21 protein-coding genes are annotated in these 19990 nt (G+C 61.9%); 7 read left to right on the plus strand and 14 right to left on the minus strand.

Annotated features, from left to right (window positions below; all coding sequences use genetic code 11):
• Positions 1-625 precede the first annotated feature (625 nt).
• From GV829_RS06650 to GV829_RS06685, 8 genes are all read right to left on the minus strand, one after another.
• Positions 626-2017, minus strand: a complete 1392-nt coding sequence (locus GV829_RS06650) for an ammonium transporter (RefSeq protein WP_169945122.1) — start codon at positions 2015-2017, stop codon at positions 626-628.
• A 50-nt stretch (positions 2018-2067) separates the two neighbouring features.
• Complete coding sequence (locus tag GV829_RS06655) at positions 2068-2406, minus strand: P-II family nitrogen regulator (protein ID WP_169945125.1); 339 nt, start codon at positions 2404-2406, stop codon at positions 2068-2070.
• A 196-nt stretch (positions 2407-2602) separates the two neighbouring features.
• Entirely contained in the window at positions 2603-3322 is a 720-nt protein-coding gene (locus GV829_RS06660) for an endonuclease/exonuclease/phosphatase family protein (RefSeq protein WP_169945128.1), read from the minus strand.
• 3 nt (positions 3323-3325) lie between these two features.
• Complete coding sequence (locus GV829_RS06665) at positions 3326-3913, minus strand: DUF924 family protein (RefSeq protein ID WP_246203095.1); 588 nt, start codon at positions 3911-3913, stop codon at positions 3326-3328.
• Positions 3910-5355 (minus strand): metalloprotease TldD, encoded by a 1446-nt coding sequence (gene tldD / locus GV829_RS06670; protein ID WP_169945130.1) that lies wholly within the window; start codon positions 5353-5355, stop codon positions 3910-3912. The genes GV829_RS06665 and tldD overlap by 4 nt, the downstream gene beginning before the upstream one ends.
• Positions 5356-5417: 62 nt before the next feature.
• On the minus strand, positions 5418-5660 hold the full coding sequence (locus GV829_RS06675) for a zinc-finger domain-containing protein (protein ID WP_169945132.1): 243 nt from the start codon (positions 5658-5660) through the stop codon (positions 5418-5420).
• A gap of 56 nt (positions 5661-5716) precedes the next feature.
• Complete coding sequence (locus tag GV829_RS06680) at positions 5717-6205, minus strand: DUF4402 domain-containing protein (protein WP_169945134.1); 489 nt, start codon at positions 6203-6205, stop codon at positions 5717-5719.
• Positions 6206-6434: 229 nt separating this feature from the next.
• On the minus strand, positions 6435-6971 hold the full coding sequence (locus tag GV829_RS06685) for a DUF4402 domain-containing protein (RefSeq protein ID WP_246203096.1): 537 nt from the start codon (positions 6969-6971) through the stop codon (positions 6435-6437).
• Positions 6972-7119: 148 nt separating this feature from the next.
• Here GV829_RS06685 and GV829_RS06690 point away from each other — a divergent pair, with 148 nt between their 5' ends.
• Positions 7120-8055 carry an ABC transporter ATP-binding protein gene (locus GV829_RS06690; protein WP_169945138.1) on the plus strand — a complete coding sequence of 312 codons (936 nt, stop codon included), beginning with the start codon at positions 7120-7122 and terminating at the stop codon, positions 8053-8055.
• Between the two features lie 22 nt (positions 8056-8077).
• Positions 8078-9679: an L-aspartate oxidase gene (gene nadB / locus GV829_RS06695; RefSeq protein ID WP_169945140.1), complete on the plus strand. Its 1602-nt coding sequence runs from the start codon at positions 8078-8080 to the stop codon at positions 9677-9679.
• Here nadB and GV829_RS06700 read toward each other — a convergent pair.
• A complete protein-coding gene (locus tag GV829_RS06700; protein ID WP_169945141.1) occupies positions 9676-10887 on the minus strand; it encodes a M20 metallopeptidase family protein in 1212 nt (403 codons plus the stop codon). The genes nadB and GV829_RS06700 overlap by 4 nt on opposite strands.
• Before the next feature lie 131 nt (positions 10888-11018).
• Positions 11019-11636, minus strand: coding sequence for a TetR/AcrR family transcriptional regulator (locus tag GV829_RS06705; RefSeq protein ID WP_169945143.1), 618 nt, complete (start codon positions 11634-11636; stop codon positions 11019-11021).
• A 142-nt stretch (positions 11637-11778) separates the two neighbouring features.
• Between GV829_RS06705 and GV829_RS06710 the strand changes: the two genes are divergently transcribed.
• Both GV829_RS06710 and GV829_RS06715 read left to right on the plus strand, forming a co-directional pair.
• Positions 11779-12609, plus strand: coding sequence for a TauD/TfdA dioxygenase family protein (locus GV829_RS06710; protein ID WP_169945145.1), 831 nt, complete (start codon positions 11779-11781; stop codon positions 12607-12609).
• Entirely contained in the window at positions 12610-13914 is a 1305-nt protein-coding gene (locus tag GV829_RS06715) for an MFS transporter (protein ID WP_169945147.1), read from the plus strand.
• Positions 13915-13960: 46 nt separating this feature from the next.
• Here GV829_RS06715 and GV829_RS06720 read toward each other — a convergent pair whose 3' ends face one another.
• The 3 genes from GV829_RS06720 to GV829_RS06730 all read right to left on the minus strand — a co-directional run bounded on the left by GV829_RS06720 (position 13961) and on the right by GV829_RS06730 (position 16029).
• Entirely contained in the window at positions 13961-14296 is a 336-nt protein-coding gene (locus GV829_RS06720; protein ID WP_169945150.1) for a DUF6481 family protein, read from the minus strand.
• 121 nt (positions 14297-14417) lie between these two features.
• Entirely contained in the window at positions 14418-14624 is a 207-nt protein-coding gene (locus tag GV829_RS06725; RefSeq protein ID WP_169945152.1) for a cold-shock protein, read from the minus strand.
• Between the two features lie 232 nt (positions 14625-14856).
• On the minus strand, positions 14857-16029 hold the full coding sequence (locus GV829_RS06730; protein ID WP_169945154.1) for an acyl-CoA dehydrogenase family protein: 1173 nt from the start codon (positions 16027-16029) through the stop codon (positions 14857-14859).
• Positions 16030-16251: 222 nt separating this feature from the next.
• Here GV829_RS06730 and bla point away from each other — a divergent pair, with 222 nt between their 5' ends.
• From bla to GV829_RS06745, 3 genes are all read left to right on the plus strand, one after another.
• Positions 16252-17400: a class A beta-lactamase gene (gene bla, locus GV829_RS06735; RefSeq protein WP_246203097.1), complete on the plus strand. Its 1149-nt coding sequence runs from the start codon at positions 16252-16254 to the stop codon at positions 17398-17400.
• A 119-nt stretch (positions 17401-17519) separates the two neighbouring features.
• A complete protein-coding gene (locus GV829_RS06740; protein ID WP_425505443.1) occupies positions 17520-18179 on the plus strand; it encodes a cell cycle transcriptional regulator TrcR in 660 nt (219 codons plus the stop codon).
• Between the two features lie 5 nt (positions 18180-18184).
• A complete protein-coding gene (locus tag GV829_RS06745; protein WP_169945157.1) occupies positions 18185-19354 on the plus strand; it encodes an MBL fold metallo-hydrolase in 1170 nt (389 codons plus the stop codon).
• Here GV829_RS06745 and GV829_RS06750 read toward each other — a convergent pair whose 3' ends face one another.
• The gene (locus GV829_RS06750; protein ID WP_246203098.1) at positions 19355-19981 is read right to left on the minus strand and encodes a DUF4893 domain-containing protein; all 627 of its coding nucleotides are present in this window, start codon (positions 19979-19981) and stop codon (positions 19355-19357) included.
• Positions 19982-19990: the final 9 nt, after the last annotated feature.

A 19990-nucleotide genomic window follows, 5' to 3' on the forward strand; every position in this document is an offset into this window, starting at 1 on the left:
CCCGTTTCACCGCCGTCTGTCCGCCGATTCCGCTCCCGGGAATCGCTCGGGATGAGGTCTGTCGTGCTGGTCACTGTGGCGAATCAGCCCTCAGACCCGCGGAGTAGATTCGGCTGATCCGGGCTCCTGATCCGACATATTATGTCGGCAATTCCGCCCAGAACGTCCTTTTCGCACGTGCAGCAAATGGCGGAATATCGGGATTTTGGGCATTTGATTGGCTGCCGCTCACCCGGATCACGGACAAAAAAACGGGCCGGAGGCGCATGACGCTCTCCGACCCAGCCTTCCGGGCTCTCCCCTCCCGAAACTCGTGATGATCTTATGGCGCGCTTCGTGGCGTTAGAAAAGAGAAAAATTACACCCAGATGAACAGGGACGCAGCGCGTCCGGCGAAACCCGCGCAATTCCTACCGTTTCACTATTGATATGATTGCAAAAAATGGCCGGAGCGAAATGCGCTCCGGCCAGTGGGTTCGCAGGAGGAACCTGGGTGGGGACCGCTCCCGCCTTCCCGGGAAGGGAGAGGAGAGGGAGGGTGGCAACGGTCCCGAGAGGGTCTGCCTGGGGGTGGCGTCTCTTGTTTGTATCCGGCCGGGCCCCCCGACCCGGCCGGACATGTCGGTCAATAGTTGTAAGCCCGCTCGCCATGGTCGGTGAGGTCGAGACCTTCGCGCTCGCCCTCTTCGGTCGGGCGCAGACCAATGGTCAGCTTGGCGGCATAGAGGGCGATAGCTGTGCCGATTGCAGCCCAGATGACCGTGGTCCCAACCGCATAGAGCTGGATGAGCAGCTGTTCGCCGATCGCTTTGCTGCCATCTCCCGGGCCGCCGAACTGGGGTGCAAAGACCACAGCCGTGCCGAGCGCGCCGACGATGCCGCCTACGCCGTGGATGCCAAAGGCATCGAGCGCATCGTCATACTTCAGCTTGGTCTTGAGCCAGGTGACGGCATAGTAGCAGATCACTGAAGAGACGGCGCCGAGGATGATGGCTCCGAACGGTCCGCTGTTGCCGGCAGCCGGGGTTACCGCGACGAGCCCGGCGATGATGCCCGAACAAAAGCCCAGAGCCGAACCCTTGTGGCCATTGACGCGCTCGGTCAGCATCCAGAACAAGCCCCCGGCAGCGGTCGCCACAAAGGTATTGATCATCGCCAGACCGGCCGAGCCATTGGCTTCCAGTGCAGAGCCGGCGTTGAAACCGAACCAGCCCACCCACAGCAGACCGGTGCCCACCAATGTCAGCGTCAGCGAGTGCGGAGGCATGATTTCCTTGCCATAGCCGATGCGCTTGCCAAGGATGACCGCGGCCACCAGTGCGGACACGCCGGCATTGATGTGGACGACCGTTCCGCCGGCAAAGTCCAGTGCGCCCATCTCGAAGAACAGGCCGCCACCGGCCCACACCATGTGGGCAATCGGGAAATAGACGATGGTCAGCCAGATTGCCGTGAACAGCATGACAGCCGAAAATTTGATGCGTTCAACCATCGATCCCAGAACCAGTGCTGCCGTGATTGCCGCAAAGGTCATCTGGAAACTGATGAACACATACTCAGGGATTTCGACGCCCTCAGAGAAGGTCGCGGCCTGGCTTGACGCATCCACGCCAGCCAGGAACCATTTACCCCAGCTGATATAGGCATTTCCTTCGGGGCCAAAGGCCAGGCCATAGCCGTACATCACCCAGATGATCATGGCGAGACAGGCGACAGCGCCCACCTGCGTCATGACCGACAGCATGTTCTTGGTCCGGGCCAGGCCGCCATAGAAAAGCGCCAGTCCGGGCAGGATCATGAGCAGGACAAGAACCGTGGACGTCATCATCCAGGCCGTGTCGCCCTTGTCTACCGTGGCGACAACTGCTTCTGCCGCTGCCGGAGCAGCTGCGGCAGCAGCGTCTGTGGCGGTCGCAGCGACAGCCTCCGCCGCCTCCTGCGCCCAGGCGCCGACGCTGGTGGCCAGCGCCGCTGCGGCGCCTCCCCAGGCGGCGGTTCGTGCGAGCAATCGCTGCATTCCCCTTGTTCCTTTCTTGTCGCTTGTCGCGATGGCGTTGCTATTTTCGGTCACAGCGCGGCCTCCCCGGTTTCGCCGGTGCGGATGCGCACCGCTTCGGCGACGTCGAGGACAAATATCTTGCCGTCGCCGATGTTGCCGGTTCCGGCAGCCTGCTGGATCGTCTCGACCGCACGAGCGGCGATGTCGGTGTCGCAAACCAGTTCAATCTTCACCTTGGGCACCATGTTGGTGGCATATTCGGCACCGCGGTAAATTTCGGTCTGGCCCTTTTGGCGGCCGAACCCCTTGACCTCGGAAACAGTCATGCCGGTGACGCCCAATTGGGTCAGCGCCTCGCGGACCTCGTCGAGCTTGAACGGTTTGATGATGGCGATGATAAGTCGCATGCGCCCCCCCTTGCAGTTGTGTGGCATGATCATGCCTCGCAAGGAGCGTGCCAGTTCAGGATTCCGGTCGCTTTGGCGAGTCTTGTACCTTTTACGGGTAGTGCGCGCCCGTTTTTCGTGCGTTGCCGGAATGATGCTGCCCGAATTTCAGGCACATGCCTGGCTCATGCCCGGGCACTGGGCGGCCGTTCCCCGATCAGGGCGTCAATCGCGCCCAGACGGGCAGATGGTCTGAAGCCACGGCGGCTGTGGCGCTGTGATGCACGGCGCATTGTTCTACGCTGATGTCCGGGGAAATGATGATGCGGTCCAGCTGTGCAACCGGCCGCCGGGCATGGAAACTGCGACCTGGCGCCAACACTTCATGGCTGCCGGCAAATTCGCGCAGCGCACCGCCGACCGGGGACCATTCGTTGAGATCCCCCATCATCACTGTCGGGCAGGGAGCCGGACAGGCCCGCAGATGGGCCAGTATGGCACGGATCTGGTGACGCCGGCGGATGCCTGACAGGTCCAGGTGCATACCAACCACGCGTAACCGGCGGGCTCCGGCTTGCAGCTCGACGCAGATCGCGCCCCGTGGCTCAAGCGTGGGCAACGGGACCGCCTCGGCGCCCAGCACCTCCAGCCCCTTGCGGACCAGCATGGCATTGCCGTGCCAGCCGATGCTGTCTGGCCGGGTGTTGAGCGGTACGGCCCGCCAGGGACTTTCATCAATCAGGCCCAGGGGCAGGGCGGTGATGCGCCGGCCAAAGCGCCGGTCGGCTTCCTGCAGGGCGATCACATCCGCGTCGATCTCATGCAGCACGCGCATGATCCGCTCGGGGTCGCGCCGCCGGTCGAGGCCCACCGCCTTGCGGATGTTGTAACTGGCAAAGGTCAGCGCAGCGCCGCCGTCCGGATTGCCCGCCGACATGGCTTACCAGTCGGCTCCGGCGGCAATTGCCTCGGCTTCGCCGGGACGGTCTGGACGGCCCAAAGCGGCGTTACGGTGCGGAAACCGCCCGAACCGCTTGATGACCTCAAAATGCCTTTGCGCATAATCACTTAGGTCAGGACGACCAAGGTCACCTATGTGCTTTAGTGCCTCTAGCTGGTCCTCTATCCGCTCGCTGTGTTCAAACGGCAGATAACAAAACAACCTCTCATCCACTGACAGTCCGTGATCGAATCCGGCGGCAACAATGCCCCGCGCAATGGCCAGTGCCAGTGCATCCGTGGCAAAGGCCTCCGCATTGCCGCGATGGACGTTGCGCGGCACCTGATCGAACAGGATCACAGCCGCCAGCGCTGTCTGCGCGTCACCCAGAAAATGCTCCGGCAGCCGATGGCGCAGGGCCTCCCTCCAAGGTTCAAACTGCGCAACCTCGGCATCAAATGCTGGTCCTCCTTTGAACCAGTGACTCTGATCATGATCGACAAACCAGAAACCCAGCAACCGTTCGAACCAGTTCGCTGGCACTGTAAAGGCTGCCGCATCGCCCCAGTCCTGCGGGTCTCCGCTCACGCGGCCGTTCCGCCGACAGTGATCCCGTCGATCAACAGCGTCGGCTGACCGACTCCGGCCGGCACGCTCTGCCCGCCCTTGCCGCACATGCCAATGCCTTCGTCGATCGCCATGTCGTTGCCAATTCCCGTTACCCGCGTCAACACACTCGGTCCGTCACCGATCAGGGTTGCGCCCTTTACGGGAGCGATCTTCTTTCCGTTCTTCACCCGCCACGCTTCGGTACAGGAGAATGTGAACTTGCCCGAGACGATGTCCACCTGCCCACCACCAAAGCTGGTGGCATAAATGCCATCCTTGATCCGCGACAACAGTTCTTCCGGGTCATCTTTGCCGCCGCGCATAAAGGTATTGGTCATACGAGGCATTGGCGCGTGGGCAAAGCTCTCGCGCCGGCCATTGCCGGTCGGTTCGACGCCCATCAGTCGGGCATTCAGCCGGTCCTGCATATAGCCTTTCAGGATTCCATCCTCGATCAGCACTGTCTCGCTTGTCGGTGTGCCCTCATCGTCGATGCTCAGCGATCCGCGGCGACCGCCCGATACAGGGGAGGCGAGGCTGCCGTCATCAATCACTGTCACGCCCGGCGCCGCCACCCTCTGGCCGATGCGGCCGGAAAAGGCGCTGGTGCCCTTGCGGTTGAAATCACCTTCGAGGCCGTGGCCGACTGCTTCATGCAGAAGCACGCCGGGCCAGCCAGGGCCCAGCAGCACCGTCATTTCTCCCGCCGGTGCATCGACCGAGGCGAGGTTGGTCAGTGCCTGCTTCAGTGCCTCGTCAATTGCTCTGTTCCAGGTGGCCGGCTCGAGCAGATCATCATAGAGACGCCGCCCGCCAATGCCGAATGACCCGCTTTCGCGCCGGCCATTTTCCTCGGCGACGATGCTCACATTCAACCTGACCAGCGGGCGGACGTCGTTGGCGGTAAAGCCATCCGCCCGGACAATCTCGATCACCGACCAGCTGCCAACAAGACTCACTGAAACCTGCACGACACGGGGGTCACGCGCCCGAGCTGCTGAATCGATCATCTGGCATAGTGTCACCTTGTCGGTAAACGGCACCAGATCGAGCGGATTGGCATCGGTGTACAGGTGCCGGTTGGTGCGCGGCGGTGGCGCGGTATGCGCTTGCTTCGCCGGATCGATCAGCCGCAAAGTCGCCATCGATCGGCGGATTGCTGCCGCACTGATTTCGCCAGCATGGGCAAATCCGGTCATCTCTCCAGAAACCGCCCTCAGGCCAAAGCCACTGTCTGTCGAATAATCTGCTGTCTTGAGTTGCCCGTCGTCAAAGCCCAGCGATTCGCTCACCCGATATTGCAGGTAAAGCTCTCCGTCTTCCGCTGCAGCTAGCGCCTCCGCAGTGAGGTGCCGCGCATCGTCAGGATCAAGTAGGCCCGGACGATAAAGAAGGGAGCGTGTATCGGAATGCAGTGTCATGCCGATCATATAGTCGGCCAGTGGGCCATTGCGATAGGGGCGCTTGTGCTTAAACGGTGCAATCAGGCTTTTGCTGTATGCGCCCTGTCATGCCCGTCATCGGAGATTACGCTTTGGCCAAGATCGGCAGGGCCACCGGCAAGGATAAAGCGGCGGTCGCAATAACCACAATCAGCGTAGCCGATCGCCGAATCAATCTGCAGCCACACCCGCGGGTGACCTAACGCGGTCCCGGCGACATCACTGGCGCCCATGCACGCGACACGTGGAGAGTTGGTGCGGGATGTTTCAGGTGGTTGAGTCATGGCACGAAGCGATTAGCAGTGCCGGCCGCCACCTGCAATGGCGGCGTCTATTGTGACTATTGATAATCGACTGTCAGTGAAAAACTTCCGGAATAGCTGCCTTCGGCCTGGTTTCCAGCCACCGCCAATACGCCCCCGACGCCAATGACCGACTCGCCGTTGGCGTCAAACTGGCGCGTAGTGGGTCCATCAATCATCAACGACGATATTGTGAGGGTCCCTCCGCTTCCATTGGTCAAGGTCGCACCGCCATCATGGCTGATGGAATAAGTCCTGTTGGGCGTGCCGGATGCAAGAAATTGAGCGGGATGATGGTTCCCACCTGCGCCGCTCACACCACCGCTGACGGATCGACCACTGCCGTCCGCTGCAATCGTAACCTGACCGGCGATTGAGCCGCGTGAAATTGTGCCGAAGTCAAGATCAGCAGTGTTGACCGCGCTGATCTGTTGCAGGACTTCGGCCCGGGCTGTCGCAGTCGCGGTGGCTTGATCTTCGACAAATGCGGTGGAAGCCAACAGCAGGCCGGTAAATCCCGTCAGCATGTTCTAACTCCTGGGTCGCGCTGAACCTGATCGAGCGCAGTCCCGTCAAAAGCCTCATCCAATGAGCAGACCATGATTGTCATAGCTGTGGCTCCAAAGCACGACATGCGGCATCGTTGGCATTTCACCGAGCCACTATCACCTTAGCAAGGTGACCTGAAACTTTAGATACATGGTTAAGTGAATGATCAATCGGTAGAATCTTCGGTCCTGCTGCGGACCTGCCAATCTACAGATAATTGAGAGTGATTACGAAAGTCCCGGCATAAGTGCCAGCCGCCTGATTGGCATTCACCGCCAGCCGTCCACCAATGGGGAAGTTAAAGATGCCAGTTGTCGAAGCAATGCGGAAGCGCAGCGGGGTTGTGGTCAAGATGGCTGTAGGCGTCGACCCGATCTCAAACTGGCTAAGCGTCATGGGCGCGCCAGGACCGGTCAGCTGGATGCTATTCGCAGAGACTGATATGTCGACCTGGCGATTGAAGGTGCCCAGTCCCGCAAATCGCGCGGGCTGATGATTTGCGCCGACTAGTGTGATTGAGCCAGTGGCCGTGCGGGTTCCATTTGGGAGGACTCGCACAACTCCGCCAGTTGCACCGGGCACAAAATCGCCAAACTCCAGATCCTGGACCCGAAAGAAGGATAGCGGCCGCAAGATGATCGCTTCGGATCGTGCAGCCTCGCTATCGCCAGCTGTTTGCGCTTGCGCAGGGGCAGCCAGTGCGAATGGAACGAACACTGACGCCATCGCGGCGCTGATCGACATTGAGACATGTCGCATAAATGGCAAAAGGCTGGTCCCCATGCTTCCGTTCTAACTGCCATCACTTGCGATACCGTACACTGGCATGGTTACTAGGGTATTTACCGACTTTTGGCTTTGGCTATGCCCCTTCAGGGATTAAGCGATCAAAATGAGCGATCAAATTGCAATCCGTATCGATGGCCTTTCGAAGACATATGAAGGTGGCAAGCGGGCCCTGGACAATGTCAGCCTTTCTGTGCCTCGCGGCATGATCTATGGTTTGCTGGGTCCCAATGGTGCCGGCAAGTCGACGCTGATCAACATTCTCTCAGGCATGGTTCGCAAGTCGGGCGGCAGGGCCAGTATCTGGGGATTCGATATTGACGAGCACCCACGCAACGCCAAGGCATCGATTGGCATCGTCCCGCAGGAGATAGTCTTCGACCCCTTTTTCACACCCTTAGAGACGCTGGAAATCGTTGCCGGCCTCTATGGTGTGCCTAAGGGCAAGCGCCGCAGTATGGAACTGCTGCGCGCCGTCGGCCTAGAGGACAAGGCCAATGCCTATGCCCGTACCCTGTCAGGGGGCATGAAGCGCCGCCTGCTGGTGGCTAAGGCGATGGTCCATTCCCCACCGATCATCGTCCTTGATGAGCCGACCGCCGGCGTTGACATCGAATTGCGCCAGCAATTGTGGGATTATGTCCGCTTGCTCAACCGGCAGGGTGTCACAGTTGTCCTCACCACCCACTATCTCGAAGAAGCCGAGGAACTGTGTGACCGCATCGCCATCATCAACCATGGCAAGGTCATTACCGATCAGCCGACCCGGGAACTCGTCGGCATGGCGCGGGAAAAGGCGGTGGTGCTGACGCTCGGCGAAGATGTTGCGACGCTGCCGCACCACGCCAGCTTCGAAAAGGTCGAACAGACCGCTCCCCGGGAAATCACCATCAGCTACAACAAGGACCGCGCCAACGCTGGGGACGTGCTGGCGGCTGCCCAGTCGGCGGGCCTCAGCATCATAGACGTGTCGACTCGTGAGGCTGATCTTGAGGATGTGTTCGTCCAGCTGACCAGTTCTGCCAAGGCCGTCCCAACGTGAGTCTGTCCATCGGAGGGCTCAGGTGACTGGCCACGACGTCATCATCATCGGCTCCGGCGCGGCAGGTCTCACGGCTGCGCTGACGTTGGCCGAACGGCACAAGGTGCTGGTGCTTGCCAAGGGCGCGTTGAGTGATGGTTCGACAGCATGGGCACAGGGCGGCATCGCTGCGGTGCTGGACGCCGGGGACACGTTCGAAAGCCATATCGAGGACACGATGGTGGCCGGTGCGGGCCTCAACCAACGTGATGTGGTCGAATTTGTTGTCGAAAACGCGCCTGCCGCCATCGAGCGGCTGGCTGAACTTGGTGTGCCGTTCAATGCCGGGGAGGAAGGAAATAACCTGAGCCTTGGCGAACGGTGGCACCTGACCCGCGAAGGCGGCCACAGCCACCGCCGCATCGTCCATGTCGATGACGCGACCGGCGCGGCGGTGCAGCGGGCACTGGAAAAGGCGGCGGCAGCCAACCCCAATATCACGCTCAAACCTGACATGGTTGTCGTCGACCTGATTACCGGAAGGCATCAGGAACACTATAGCGGCGCCGGCCATGTCTGGGGCGTCTATGCTTATGACCGCGCCACGCAAAAGGTTGAGGCGTTCACCGCTCGCGCCACCATCCTCGCTACCGGCGGGGCAGGACGGACCTATCTCTTCTCGACCGCCCCACGCGGCGCGACCGGGGACGGCATCGCCATGGCCTGGCGGGCGGGAGCGCGCGTCGCCAACATGGAATTCATGCAATTCCACCCGACCTGTCTCTACAATCTCGAGGTCAAGAATTTCCTGATTACAGAGGCGGTTCGCGGTGAGGGCGGCCAGCTGAAACTGCCGACCACCGGCGAGCGTTTCATGCCACGCTTTGACCCGCGTGAGGAATTGGCCCCGCGTGATGTTGTCGCCCGCGCCATCGACCACGAGATCAAGCGGCTGGGCCTTGATTATGTGCATCTCGACATCAGCCACAAACCTGCCGACTTTGTGAAACAGCATTTCCCGAACATCCATGACAAGCTGCTCGGGCTCGGCATCGACATCACCAAACAGCCGATCCCCGTGGTCCCCGCCCAGCATTATACGTGCGGCGGCGTGGTGGTGGACAAGGCAGGCCGGACAGACCTGCCGGGCCTCTATGCGGCTGGCGAAGTGACCATGTCGGGCCTGCACGGCGCCAACCGTCTCGCTTCCAACTCCCTCCTCGAATGCTTTGTTTACGGCGAAGCGGCCGCGCGGGACATCATCGCCAATTTCACCAGTCTCCCCGAACCACCGCCGATCCGACCGTGGGATGAAAGCCGCGTTACCGAAACGGACGAGGAAGTTATCGTCCAGCACAATTGGCGCGAAATCCGCCGCTTCATGTGGGACTATGTCGGCATTGTCCGCACCACCAAGCGGCTTGAACGGGCGATGCACCGCGTCAATTTGCTGGCGCAGGAAGTCGACGATTATTACGGCCACTTCCGCGTCACGCCCGACCTGATCGAGCTCAGAAACCTGCTCGAAGTCGCCCGCCTCATCGTTCGCAGCGCGCTGGCCCGCAAGGAAAGCCGGGGCCTGCACTATACTACCGACTATCCCATGACCCTGCCCGAGGCGCGCGATACGGTGCTTGTTCCTTAAACCCCCAACCCTTCGTTCAGGAAGCGTTCTGCCACCGCAGCGTGCCAGGCCGCGCCGCGGGCCATGACGCTGTCGTCGAGGACCATGTGGTTCGAGTGGAGGCCGCAGCATGCACGCCAATCGTCCCCTTCGTGGCTCGCGCCGAGGAAGAACATCGCGCCCGGCACCTTTTCGAGGACATAGCTGAAATCTTCGGCACCCATGACAGGGGCGTCCATCAGGCGCCATGAGGCTGCGCCAAAGGTATCGCGTACCACGTTGGCCCCGAAGCGCACGGCCCGGTCATCGCACACCGTCACGGGAAAGCCCTCGATAATCTCAATCTCTCCGGTGCAGCCATGGGCGGCGGCAATGGCGGGCACCAGCTGGCGTAACTCCCTGGCGACAGCCGCGCGCTGATGCGCCGAAAGGGTACGGATCGTCCCCTCCATATGCGCGACTTCGGGGATGATATTGTTGGTCGTCCCCGCGACGATCTTGGCGATGGTCACCACGGCGGGATCGAACACCGAGACGCGCCGCGTCACCATCATCTGGATGGCAGAGACAATGGCGCAGGCGACCGGGATCGGATCGACCGCGTCATGCGGCATGGAGGCATGGCCGCCCGCGCCCCGGACGGCAATCTTGATCACATCGGATGAGGCCATTAGCGGCCCGCCGCGCCCGGCAAACAGGCCATGCGGCGCGTTGGGCATGACGTGGAGGGCAAAGGCTGCGTCGGGCAGCGGGCTGATGATGCCATCATCAAGCATATAGCGCGCGCCATGATGCCCCTCCTCACCCGGCTGGAACATGAACTGGATGGTGCCCGACAGCTGGTCACGACGGGCACAGAGCAGCTTGGCCGCGCCGACCAGCATGGCGACATGTGTGTCATGGCCACAGGCATGCATCGCGCCGTGCGTCTCGCTGGCATAATCAAGGCCGGTTTCCTCGATCAGCGGCAGCGCGTCCATGTCCCCGCGCAGTAGCACGGTGCGGCCATTGCCGCCGCCGCCACAGCGCAGCGTCGCGACAATGCCGGTGGTCGACGGCCCTTCGGCCAGTTCAAGCGGCAGGCCGGCGAGCGCCGCCTTGATCTTGTCTCGCGTTTTCGGGTTGTGCAGGCCCAGTTCGGGCTCACGGTGAATGGCGCGGCGCAGCGCCACAAGATCAGGCAGCAAAGCCTCTGCTTCGGCAACAAGGGGGGCGGGCTGCACGGTCATCTCTCACTCCAGGGGTCGCTTGTCTTGCGCAGCATGATGGCTGGTGCAGCAGGGCTTGTCGAGAGACTGGCTGTGGGGGTGAATCAGCGCACTTTGTAAAGGTTGGTGATCGTCAATGTGCCCGGTGGCGGTTACGCATCAATCAAATGTTCGATGGCCCGCAACAAGGCGTCGCGGCCAGCAATGCCGGGCAAGGAGGGCCAAGCGGGGCGTGAGCGACCAATGGTGATCCAGGCACCAATGCTCATGGTCAGGATTGCGAGGGCGCGGCCTCGACAGGTAGTCCCATCAAGCTCTGGCCTGATTGCGCCGAGCAAGGCGGCATAATGATCGGTAATCCAGTGATACCAGCCGCTTTGCCGGGCGAGCAATTCGGCATTGTCGACGTAGTGAGCGAAGGATTGCAGTGCGACGCGATCACTTTCGCTGACGACATAGTCGAGATGCAGTTCGCACAGCATCAGCAGGCGCTGGCGCGGATCATGTCCTGGTTCGAGTAGAACACGCTCCGCCGAGAGGTAGAAGCCACTAAAGATATGGTCGAAGATCGCGTCGAACATGCTTTCGCGCGTCGGAAAATGGTGGCGAAGCGCGCTTTGCGTAATGCCGACGCGGCGTGCCACGGCGTCTTGCGAAATGGCGTGGATGCCAACCTCGTCGATCATCGACTGTACCTCGGCCATGATTCGCCGCCGGGTCCGCCCACCCTTTGATTCGCGTTCGATGTCCAATGCCTCGGTGACTGCCACGCCTGTGCTCCTGTCGCGCGATAGGTGCGTTGATTGGCGTCCATGCTAGCCTTTCAGCGGACCACTTGTCACGATAATTAAAACCACTTGTTAAGTGGTAAAATTGGGCTACTCTGTCTGCAAGAGAGATGAGGAGAGAGCGATGTCCTTGAACGTGCAGAACATCACACCAGTGATTGGCGCCGAGGTTTCCGGGATTGATCTGGCCAAGATTGACGATCTGACCGCCGTCACCCTGCGTAAGTTGCTGGCGGATCGCGGCGTGCTGGTATTTCGGGAGCAACAGCTTGACCATGCGGCGCACAAGCGCGCTGCAGCCTGTTTCGGCACGGGTGAATTGCACCACCACCCCTTGGCAGCGACGGCGGGCGGTGCCGATCCGGCGGTTTTGCCGATCAGGACAACAGCACAATCAGCCTATGCTGCGGGCGATGGCTGGCACACCGATGTGTCCTGCGACACAACGCCGATCCGCGCATCATTGCTGTATATGCACCAAGTGCCTGACTGCGGCGGCGGTGATACTGTGTTCGCCAGCATGACCGAAGCCCATGCCCTGTTGTCCGAGCCAGTGAAGGAACTGATCGGCAAGTTGCGTGCGGTGCACGACGGGGCGCTGCCCTGGCGGCAGGGTTATGGCAAGGAGCCGCCAGTCGGCACCGCCTATAATCGCAACGCTCACCCGATGGTGATTGTCCACCCTGACAATGGCAAGCCGTTGTTGTGGGTCAATCGCGGATTCACCACGCATATCGAGGGTCTCAGCAGGTTGGAAAGCCGGGCGTTGTTGGAAATGCTGTTCCAGCACATTGAATCGACGCCCCGCATTCAGTGCCGGGTGCGGTGGGACGCCCAGACGCTGGTTATCTGGGATAACATCGCGACCCAGCATCACGCCGTGTGGGACTATTTCCCCCATACCCGCCATGCCGAACGCGTGTCGGTTATCGGCGGCTCGTTACAGGCGGCTTGATTGGCACTCGCGCAAGGTGGCCAGCGCAGCCCCTACCTGCTGCTAGGCTTTTTCCTGTTGTTACATGTACTCAATCAGGTTGATCGTAATCTGATTGCAGGATTTGGACCGGAAATCGTGCGCGATCTGGGCCTCAGTCGCACCCAGTTTGGTATCGTAGCGGGTATCGCCTTTACCGCGTTTTACGCGGTAACGGCTCTGGCGGCGGGCGTTCTGGCAGACCGCTTTGGCCGGGTGCGGATATTGGCGCTAGGTCTGGCCACATGGAGTGCATTCACGGCCCTGTCAGGTCTGGCGCGGGGCTTTCTCTCTCTGGTCGCCATGCGACCACTGGTCGCCACGGGCGAGGCGACGCTTATCCCGGCGGCGACAGCTATCCTGTCTGAACGATTTTCGCCGCAACGGCGGGCGTCAGCTATCGGCATCTTTTTCATGGGCGTGCCGCTGGGCGTAGGAGCCAGCTTTTTTCTGGCGGGGCAGCTCGGCCCGATACTAGGCTGGCGCGGCGTTTTTGTCTTGCTAGGCCTGCTGGGCCTGATCTTGGTGCTGGCCCTGAAGCTGCTGGTTGATGAAAATGCCACATCGCGCTCCCTTTCGGATGCAACACAAGATGAGGCACAGCCGTCCCCGTCACGATCGGCTACTGCCGTCCTGGCTGATCTGGGCCGAGAATTGCGGACCAATGCCGACCTGCGGCTTGCCATATTGGGGTCGGTCCTCATGCATGTCTATTTGGCAGGCGGGCCGTTTGTGAAGATTTGGCTGTTGGAAGAGCGCGGCTTTGATGGCAATGGCATTGCCATGACCTATGGTCTTGCGTTGCTTGTTTTCGGCGTAATCGGCGCGGTCGCTGGGGGCACTTTGGCAGACCTTTATGCAAAGCGGTTTCCTGGCGGTAGAGCGATGTTCCTGGCGCTCTTTGTCACCGCGCTGGCGCCGCTGATCATGGCGTTCCGCTTGGCCGATGCTGGATCGATCCTGTTTTACGTCGGAATGGGAGCCGGTATCCTGTTCTTTTCGTCTTTTTATGGGCCGGCGTTTGCAGTGATGCAGTCGGTATCGCCAGCGCGGCTCCATGCCTCAGTCACGGGGCTGGCGATGCTGCTTGTCAACGTATTGGCGCTCGGCATCGGCGGCGTCCTCATCGGCGTTGTCAGCGATGTATTGGTGGCACAAGGCCGCCATGATGCTCTGAGCCTGCCGCTGATCATTGCCGACATAATCTCGCTGCTCACTATATTTTGCTTCGCCCGGATCGGTTGGCGCGAATGGCGCAACAGCGCGCAATCAGTGGCTGGGGCGTGAAACAGTCGGCCGGGGATGTGAGGCGCGTCTGAGCGGTTGAGCCTGCTTAGCGCTTGCGCGCCTTTCGCGCCGCGTAGCGCGCGTCGCGTTCGGCCTTTTTCTCGGCTTCGCTCTTGTTGGCGTTGATTTCGCGCGCGGCTGCATCCTGTTCTGCAGCTTCCTTGGCGGCGGCCTTTTCAGCCTTGGCGGCTTCGATAGCGAGGCGGCGTTCTTCGCGCTTGGCAGCGGCGGCTTCTTCGCGGCGGGCTTGCGCTTCGCGGCGGGCGGCGATGGTGGCTTCGTCCATCACCGGCTTGGCTTGGAATTTGCTGAGGGCCTTCAGCCGCGCCTCTTTTGCGAGGGCGGTGCGTTCCTGAAAGCTGGGGTCTTTGTAGCTCGCCATAAAGGGGATCAAGTCTCGTCTATGCGTGGACACGCGGGGTGCGGGGCCGCTGGGGGATCAGGCAGAAACGACAATGCGGGCGACCATGTTCCAGGCCGCCCGCATTGTCGTTTATTCGGGCTTATGCAGCCTGAAGGTTGACCGCGCTGGTCTTGCCGCGCTGGTCGGTTTCCAGCTCGTACGAAACGCGCTGGTTCTTGTCGAGCGTACGCATTCCGGCGCGTTCAACGGCCGAGATGTGAACGAAAGCGTCGTTGCCGCCATCTTCAGGCGCAATAAAGCCATAGCCCTTGTCGGCATTGAAGAATTTTACGGTTCCGGTGATCATGTTGGGTATCCTTTGTCCCAAGTAATGACGGGCATGCGCCAACGCGACGCATCCCGGCTTCGGCAGACTGGAAAGGGACAAAGGGGGGCAAAAGAGTCGCCCGATATCCGTCGCACAGGACGTCAGCGCGTCATGCTATACGCCAACTCGCGGCCAATAGCAAAAACGCTTGCGCCGGGCGGGCCACAGGCCAGCAATGCGGCCCGACCGGCTGGCATGCGAGGGTTTCTATTCAGCGCCCACCGAACAATTGTCGCCCGGCGAGATCAAGCATGATTTCCTCGCTGCCGCCGCCGATCGCGTTGACGCGCACTTCGCGATAGATGCGCTCCACCTTGCTGCCGGTGATATAGCTGGCACCGCCGAGAACTTGCGCAGCTTCGCGGGCGACATGTTCGAGCATCTGCGTTGCCTGCACCTTGAGCATGGCGAAGTCGGCCGGGCGGTCGCGGCCTTCCTTGACCTGCCAGGCGCACAGATCGACCCACGCCTGTGTCGCGTCGATGCGCTGTGCCATGCCGGCGAGCTTGATGCGGATCGCCTGATGCCCGACCAGCGTCTTGCCAAAGGTTTCGCGTTGCTGGGCCCAGTCTACCGCTTCGGCCAGGCAGACGCGGGCATAGGCACAGCATCCCATCGCCATGCCGAGCCGTTCGCTGTTGAAATTGCGCATGATGCCGATGAAGCCGCCATTTTCCGGGCCGATCAGGTTGGCGGCGGGGACACGGACGTCCTGAAAATAGATGGCCGCCGTGTCACTGCACCGCCAGCCCATCTTGTCCAGCCGGGTGCGGGAAACGCCGGGTGCATCCATGTCGATGAGCAGCAGCGAGACGCCGGCCGCTCCGGGGCCACCGGTCCGTACGGCGCAGGTCAGCCAGTCGGCACGCATGCCGCTGGTGATGAACATCTTGGTGCCGTTGACGATATAATCGTCGCCATCGCGGACGGCGCTGGTCTTGAGGTTGGCGACGTCCGATCCGCCCGATGGCTCGGTAATGCCCAGCGCGATGATCTTTTCCCCCGCCAGCACGGGCGGTGCGATGCGGCGTTTTTGTTCCTCGCGGCCCAGTGCCAGCACCGGCGGCAGGCCGATGCCATGGGTCATCAGCGAGGCACCCAGCCCACCCGCGCCGACTGCCGCCAGTTCCTCGGTCAGGATCAGGCCGTGGAAAATATCGAACCCTTCGCTGTGCCCGCCATATTCTTCCGGATAGCGCAGGCCGAGGATGCCGGCGTCAGCGGCCTTGCGGTGAAGATCGCGCGGCAACTCGCCATCGCGTTCCCACTGGTCGATGAAGGGTGCGATTTCGCGCTCGACAAAACGGCGGACGCTCATTGCAAGCGCTTCATGCGTTTCGTTGTAAAAAGGGGAGCGGGCGCGCCAGTCATCGAAATGGGTCATCTCTCTCCCTCATCGCGCCTGTCCTATGGCGTTCCTCTCGTGTTCACGAGTGACAGGATAAGGCGGTAAGAGGCAAGCCGCGACTTGTGGCAGCGGGTGAAATCTGGCTGATCGACGGCGTGTTGCAACGTTCTGTCGCGCATCAGGACTCGTTCGTCGCAATATGGGTGCAGTGGGCGCCGCTGTGGCGGCATGGCAAGGGCGGGGGTAAGGCAGGGCGTGATGGGTAAACGGGGTATCCGCATGGGTGATGGTCGATCGATAAGGGTCTGGGCCTTGGCTGCGGCTACTCTGGCGCTGGCGGCCTGTGCAGGTACCGTGCCGGAGCCACGCACGACAGCCAATGGCCCGGGTGATAGGCCTTGGTCTCCAAGCGGGCTGCCCTTGCCACAGGCGCGTCCGCCCGCGACGGTACCGGCCCGTATCGATCCCGGCATCAACCGCCCGCCGCCGGGGCTGGAGCCTGTCATCCACGAGATCTGGCGCACCTTTCCCGGTCGCACCGGCATCGCTATCCGCAGGATCGATGGCAATTGGTCGCTGGCACGCCGTGGCGACGAGTTTTTTCCCCAGCAGAGCGTTTCCAAGACCTGGGTAGCCATGGCTGCGCTCGATGCACTCGACCGGGGTCAGATTGCCTTGACCGACAGGGTCAGGATTACCCCGGACGACCTGACTCTGTTCCATCAACCCTTGGCAGGGCGGGTCCAGCGCGAAGGCAATGTCGAAATGACCGTGGCCGAGCTGCTCGAAACCGCGATTACCGGCAGTGACAATACGGCCAACGACAGCCTGCTCCGCCATATCGGCGGGCCGGATGTTGTGCGCCGCTATGTGGAGCGCCATTCTCTGGGCCGCATCCGCTTTGGTCCGGGCGAGCGTCTGTTGCAGAGCCGGATTGCCGGGCTTGAATGGCAGCAGCGCTATTCGGTCGCCCGCAATTTCCAGGTGGCGCGTGAACAGGTGCCGATGTCGGTTCGGCGCATGGCGCTTGAACGCTATGTTGCAGATCCCGATGATGGTGCCAGCCCGCTGGCGATTGTCGATGCGCTGACGCGGTTGGCGCGCGGGGAATTGCTGTCGCCTGCCTCCACCCGGCTGATGATCGAGACAATGGGCCGCACCCGCAGCGGGCCGCAACGTTTGCGGGCTGGCGTGCCAGCCGGCTGGTCAGTGGCGCACAAGACAGGGACGGGTCAGGAACTGGCCGGTACAGCCACCGGTTATAATGATATTGGCATTCTGACAGCGCCGGATGGCACGCGCTATGCCGTGGCTGTGATGCTCGCCAGCACCACCGCTTCCATCCCGCAGCGCATGGCGATGATGCAATCAGTCAGCCGGGCGGTTGCCACCTATCACGGTCAGTGAAGGGCCGGAACAGCACCGTTGCCTCGGTGCTTGCCCCCCGCGCGGCTTCGCGCTAGGGGAAAGGCCAATAGTCCGGCCGCTCCGTGAAGGGGCGGCCCTTTTTATGCAGGAGAACGGGCATGGCCCAGCCGCTGATGCCGCACGCGACCGCCGCCTGGCTGGTCGACAATACCGGCCTTACCTTTCAGCAGATCGCGGACTTCTGTGGCCTGCACATCCTTGAGGTCCAGGCGATTGCCGACGATACCGCCGGCACCAAGCTGACCGGCCGCGACCCGGTTCGCGCCCACGAATTGACGATGGACGAGATCGAAAAGGGTCAGGCCAACCCCGCATACCGCCTGCAGATGATCAAGGGTCCGGAACAGGTCCGCCGCACCAAGGGGCCGCGCTACACACCGGTGTCCAAGCGGCAGGACAAGCCCGATGGCATTGCCTGGCTGATCCGCCACCATCCGGAAATTTCGGATGCTGCGATCGGCAAGCTGATCGGCACGACCCGCACGACCATCGAGGCGATCCGCGACCGCAGCCACTGGAACATCGCCAACATCGTGCCCAAGGACCCGGTAACACTCGGCCTGTGCTCGCAGCGTGAGCTCGACGCACTGGTTGCCAAGGCGGCCAAGAAGGCGGGTATCGCCGCCCCTGTCGATTCGCGTCTTGATGGTGATCGCGCCGCTCTGATCGAAGAGCTGAAGGCTGAGCGCACCGCTGCCCACGCCGCGGCCGAAGCCGCTGCCGCGGCAGAAGCCGCCGCCAGCGAGGGCGATGACTGACGGTCATGACAGCGGGCGACACAGGCGGCTCCGGCCACAGCGGCGCAGCCGCGCGGGCTGATGCCGCGCTCGCCGGGCAGGTCGCGTCGCCTGACGCATCGCTGACCGCTGACGATGGCCTGATTGCCACCAGCGCCGCCGGTTTGACCTATCCCTGGGGCAAGGCCGCGCCCGGCAAGGGCGAGCTGCTCCAGGTGTCGGAGAGCGTCCATTGGGCCCGCATCCCGATGCCAGGATCGCTCGGGCACATTAACAGCTGGCTGATCGAGGATGGCGATGATGCCGTCCCCGCCTATGTCGCGGTCGATACCGGGCTCATGCTGCAGGATTGCAGTGATGCATGGAAGGCGCTGTTTGCTGGCGCACTGGCTGACAAACGGTTGAGCCGGGTGGTCTGCACGCACCTCCATCCCGACCATATTGGCCTCGCCGGCTGGCTGGCAAAGCGCTTTTCAGCGCCGATCCTGATGACCCGCGGTGAATGGCTACAGGCGCGGTACATGATCGCCGATGTGCGCGACGAGCAACCTGCCGAGGTCACGGTCATGCAGCGTGGCTGTGGCTGGGACGACGAAGCCATAGAGGCAGCCAAGGCCGCCGGCTGGAGCCGCTTCGGCCGGATGGTTGCCCGCCTGCCTTTTGGATACCAGCGGCTGATTGATGGTCAGCGACTGAGCATTGGCAAGGGCGAATGGCGGATTGTTACTGGTTCGGGCCACAGCCCTGAACATGCCTGTCTGCTCAATGAGGCGGAAGGCGTACTGATTTCCGGCGACCAGGTGCTGCCTCGCATCAGTTCCAACGTCTCGTCCAATGCCGGGGAGCCTGACGCTAATCCGCTCGGCGAATGGCTGGCGTCGATCGACAAGTTGTTGCGGCTGCCGGCTGACCTGTTGGTCTGTCCGGCGCATGGCGAACCTTTCCGCGGCCTGCACACGCGCCTGATTGCATTGCGCGACGAGCATCATGAACGGCTTGATGCTGTGGCAGCGGCGCTGGCCGAAGCCCCGCGCAGGGTGATCGATTGCTTTGGCCTGTTGTTCCGGCGCGAAATCGGGGCTGATCATATCGGTCTGGCGACCGGTGAGACGCTGGCTCACCTGCGCTATCTGGAACAGGCGGGACGGGTCCGCCGCGAAGATCGCGACGGCGTATGGTGGTGGACAGCAGCCTGACTATTCTCCGGCGGGGACCAGTTCGATCACATCGACGATGCTTTCGAAAGCCGGGCGCGGCATAACAAGGCGCCAGCGGTTCGGGCCAATGCGTTCGATCAACCCGGCCACATCGCGCTGCGGGTCCGAGCCATAATCGAGCGCACGCACCTCATCCCCCAGCATTAGCGTGCCCAGAAAAATCTTTTGCCGGTCATCATCATCAAAAATCAGGCCAACCTGGCGTTGAGAGCCGGTCAGTTTGGTGAAGCTGAAAATATCCTGTTCGGCTTCGACCCGGCAGCGGAAACGGGGATAAGCGACATAGCTGAGCCCCTGCGCCGACTGGGCACCGACCTTGATCGTCCGGCACAGATAGTCGCCGGGTGGGAGGTGCGGATTGGGCAGCGCCGCGTCGGGCGCCAGCAGCGCGCCTTCGGCAGCGACGGCCGCACCATGGCCACCGGCCCGCGCGCTAGCCAGCGCATCGCGCCAGGCGGTCCACCAGCCGCGAATGCGCTGCCGGTCCGCTTCGGTCGCCACATCGTGCCAGTCGTCAGTGCCGATCGCTTCCTGACGGCTGATACTGCCAGTGGGTGCATCGATCATCGCACAGCCGGGTAACACGATGAGCAAGCTGGCCGACATTATCGAAGC

The organism is Sphingomonas lacunae, from assembly GCF_012979535.1.
Classification (GTDB): domain Bacteria; phylum Pseudomonadota; class Alphaproteobacteria; order Sphingomonadales; family Sphingomonadaceae; genus Sphingopyxis; species Sphingopyxis lacunae.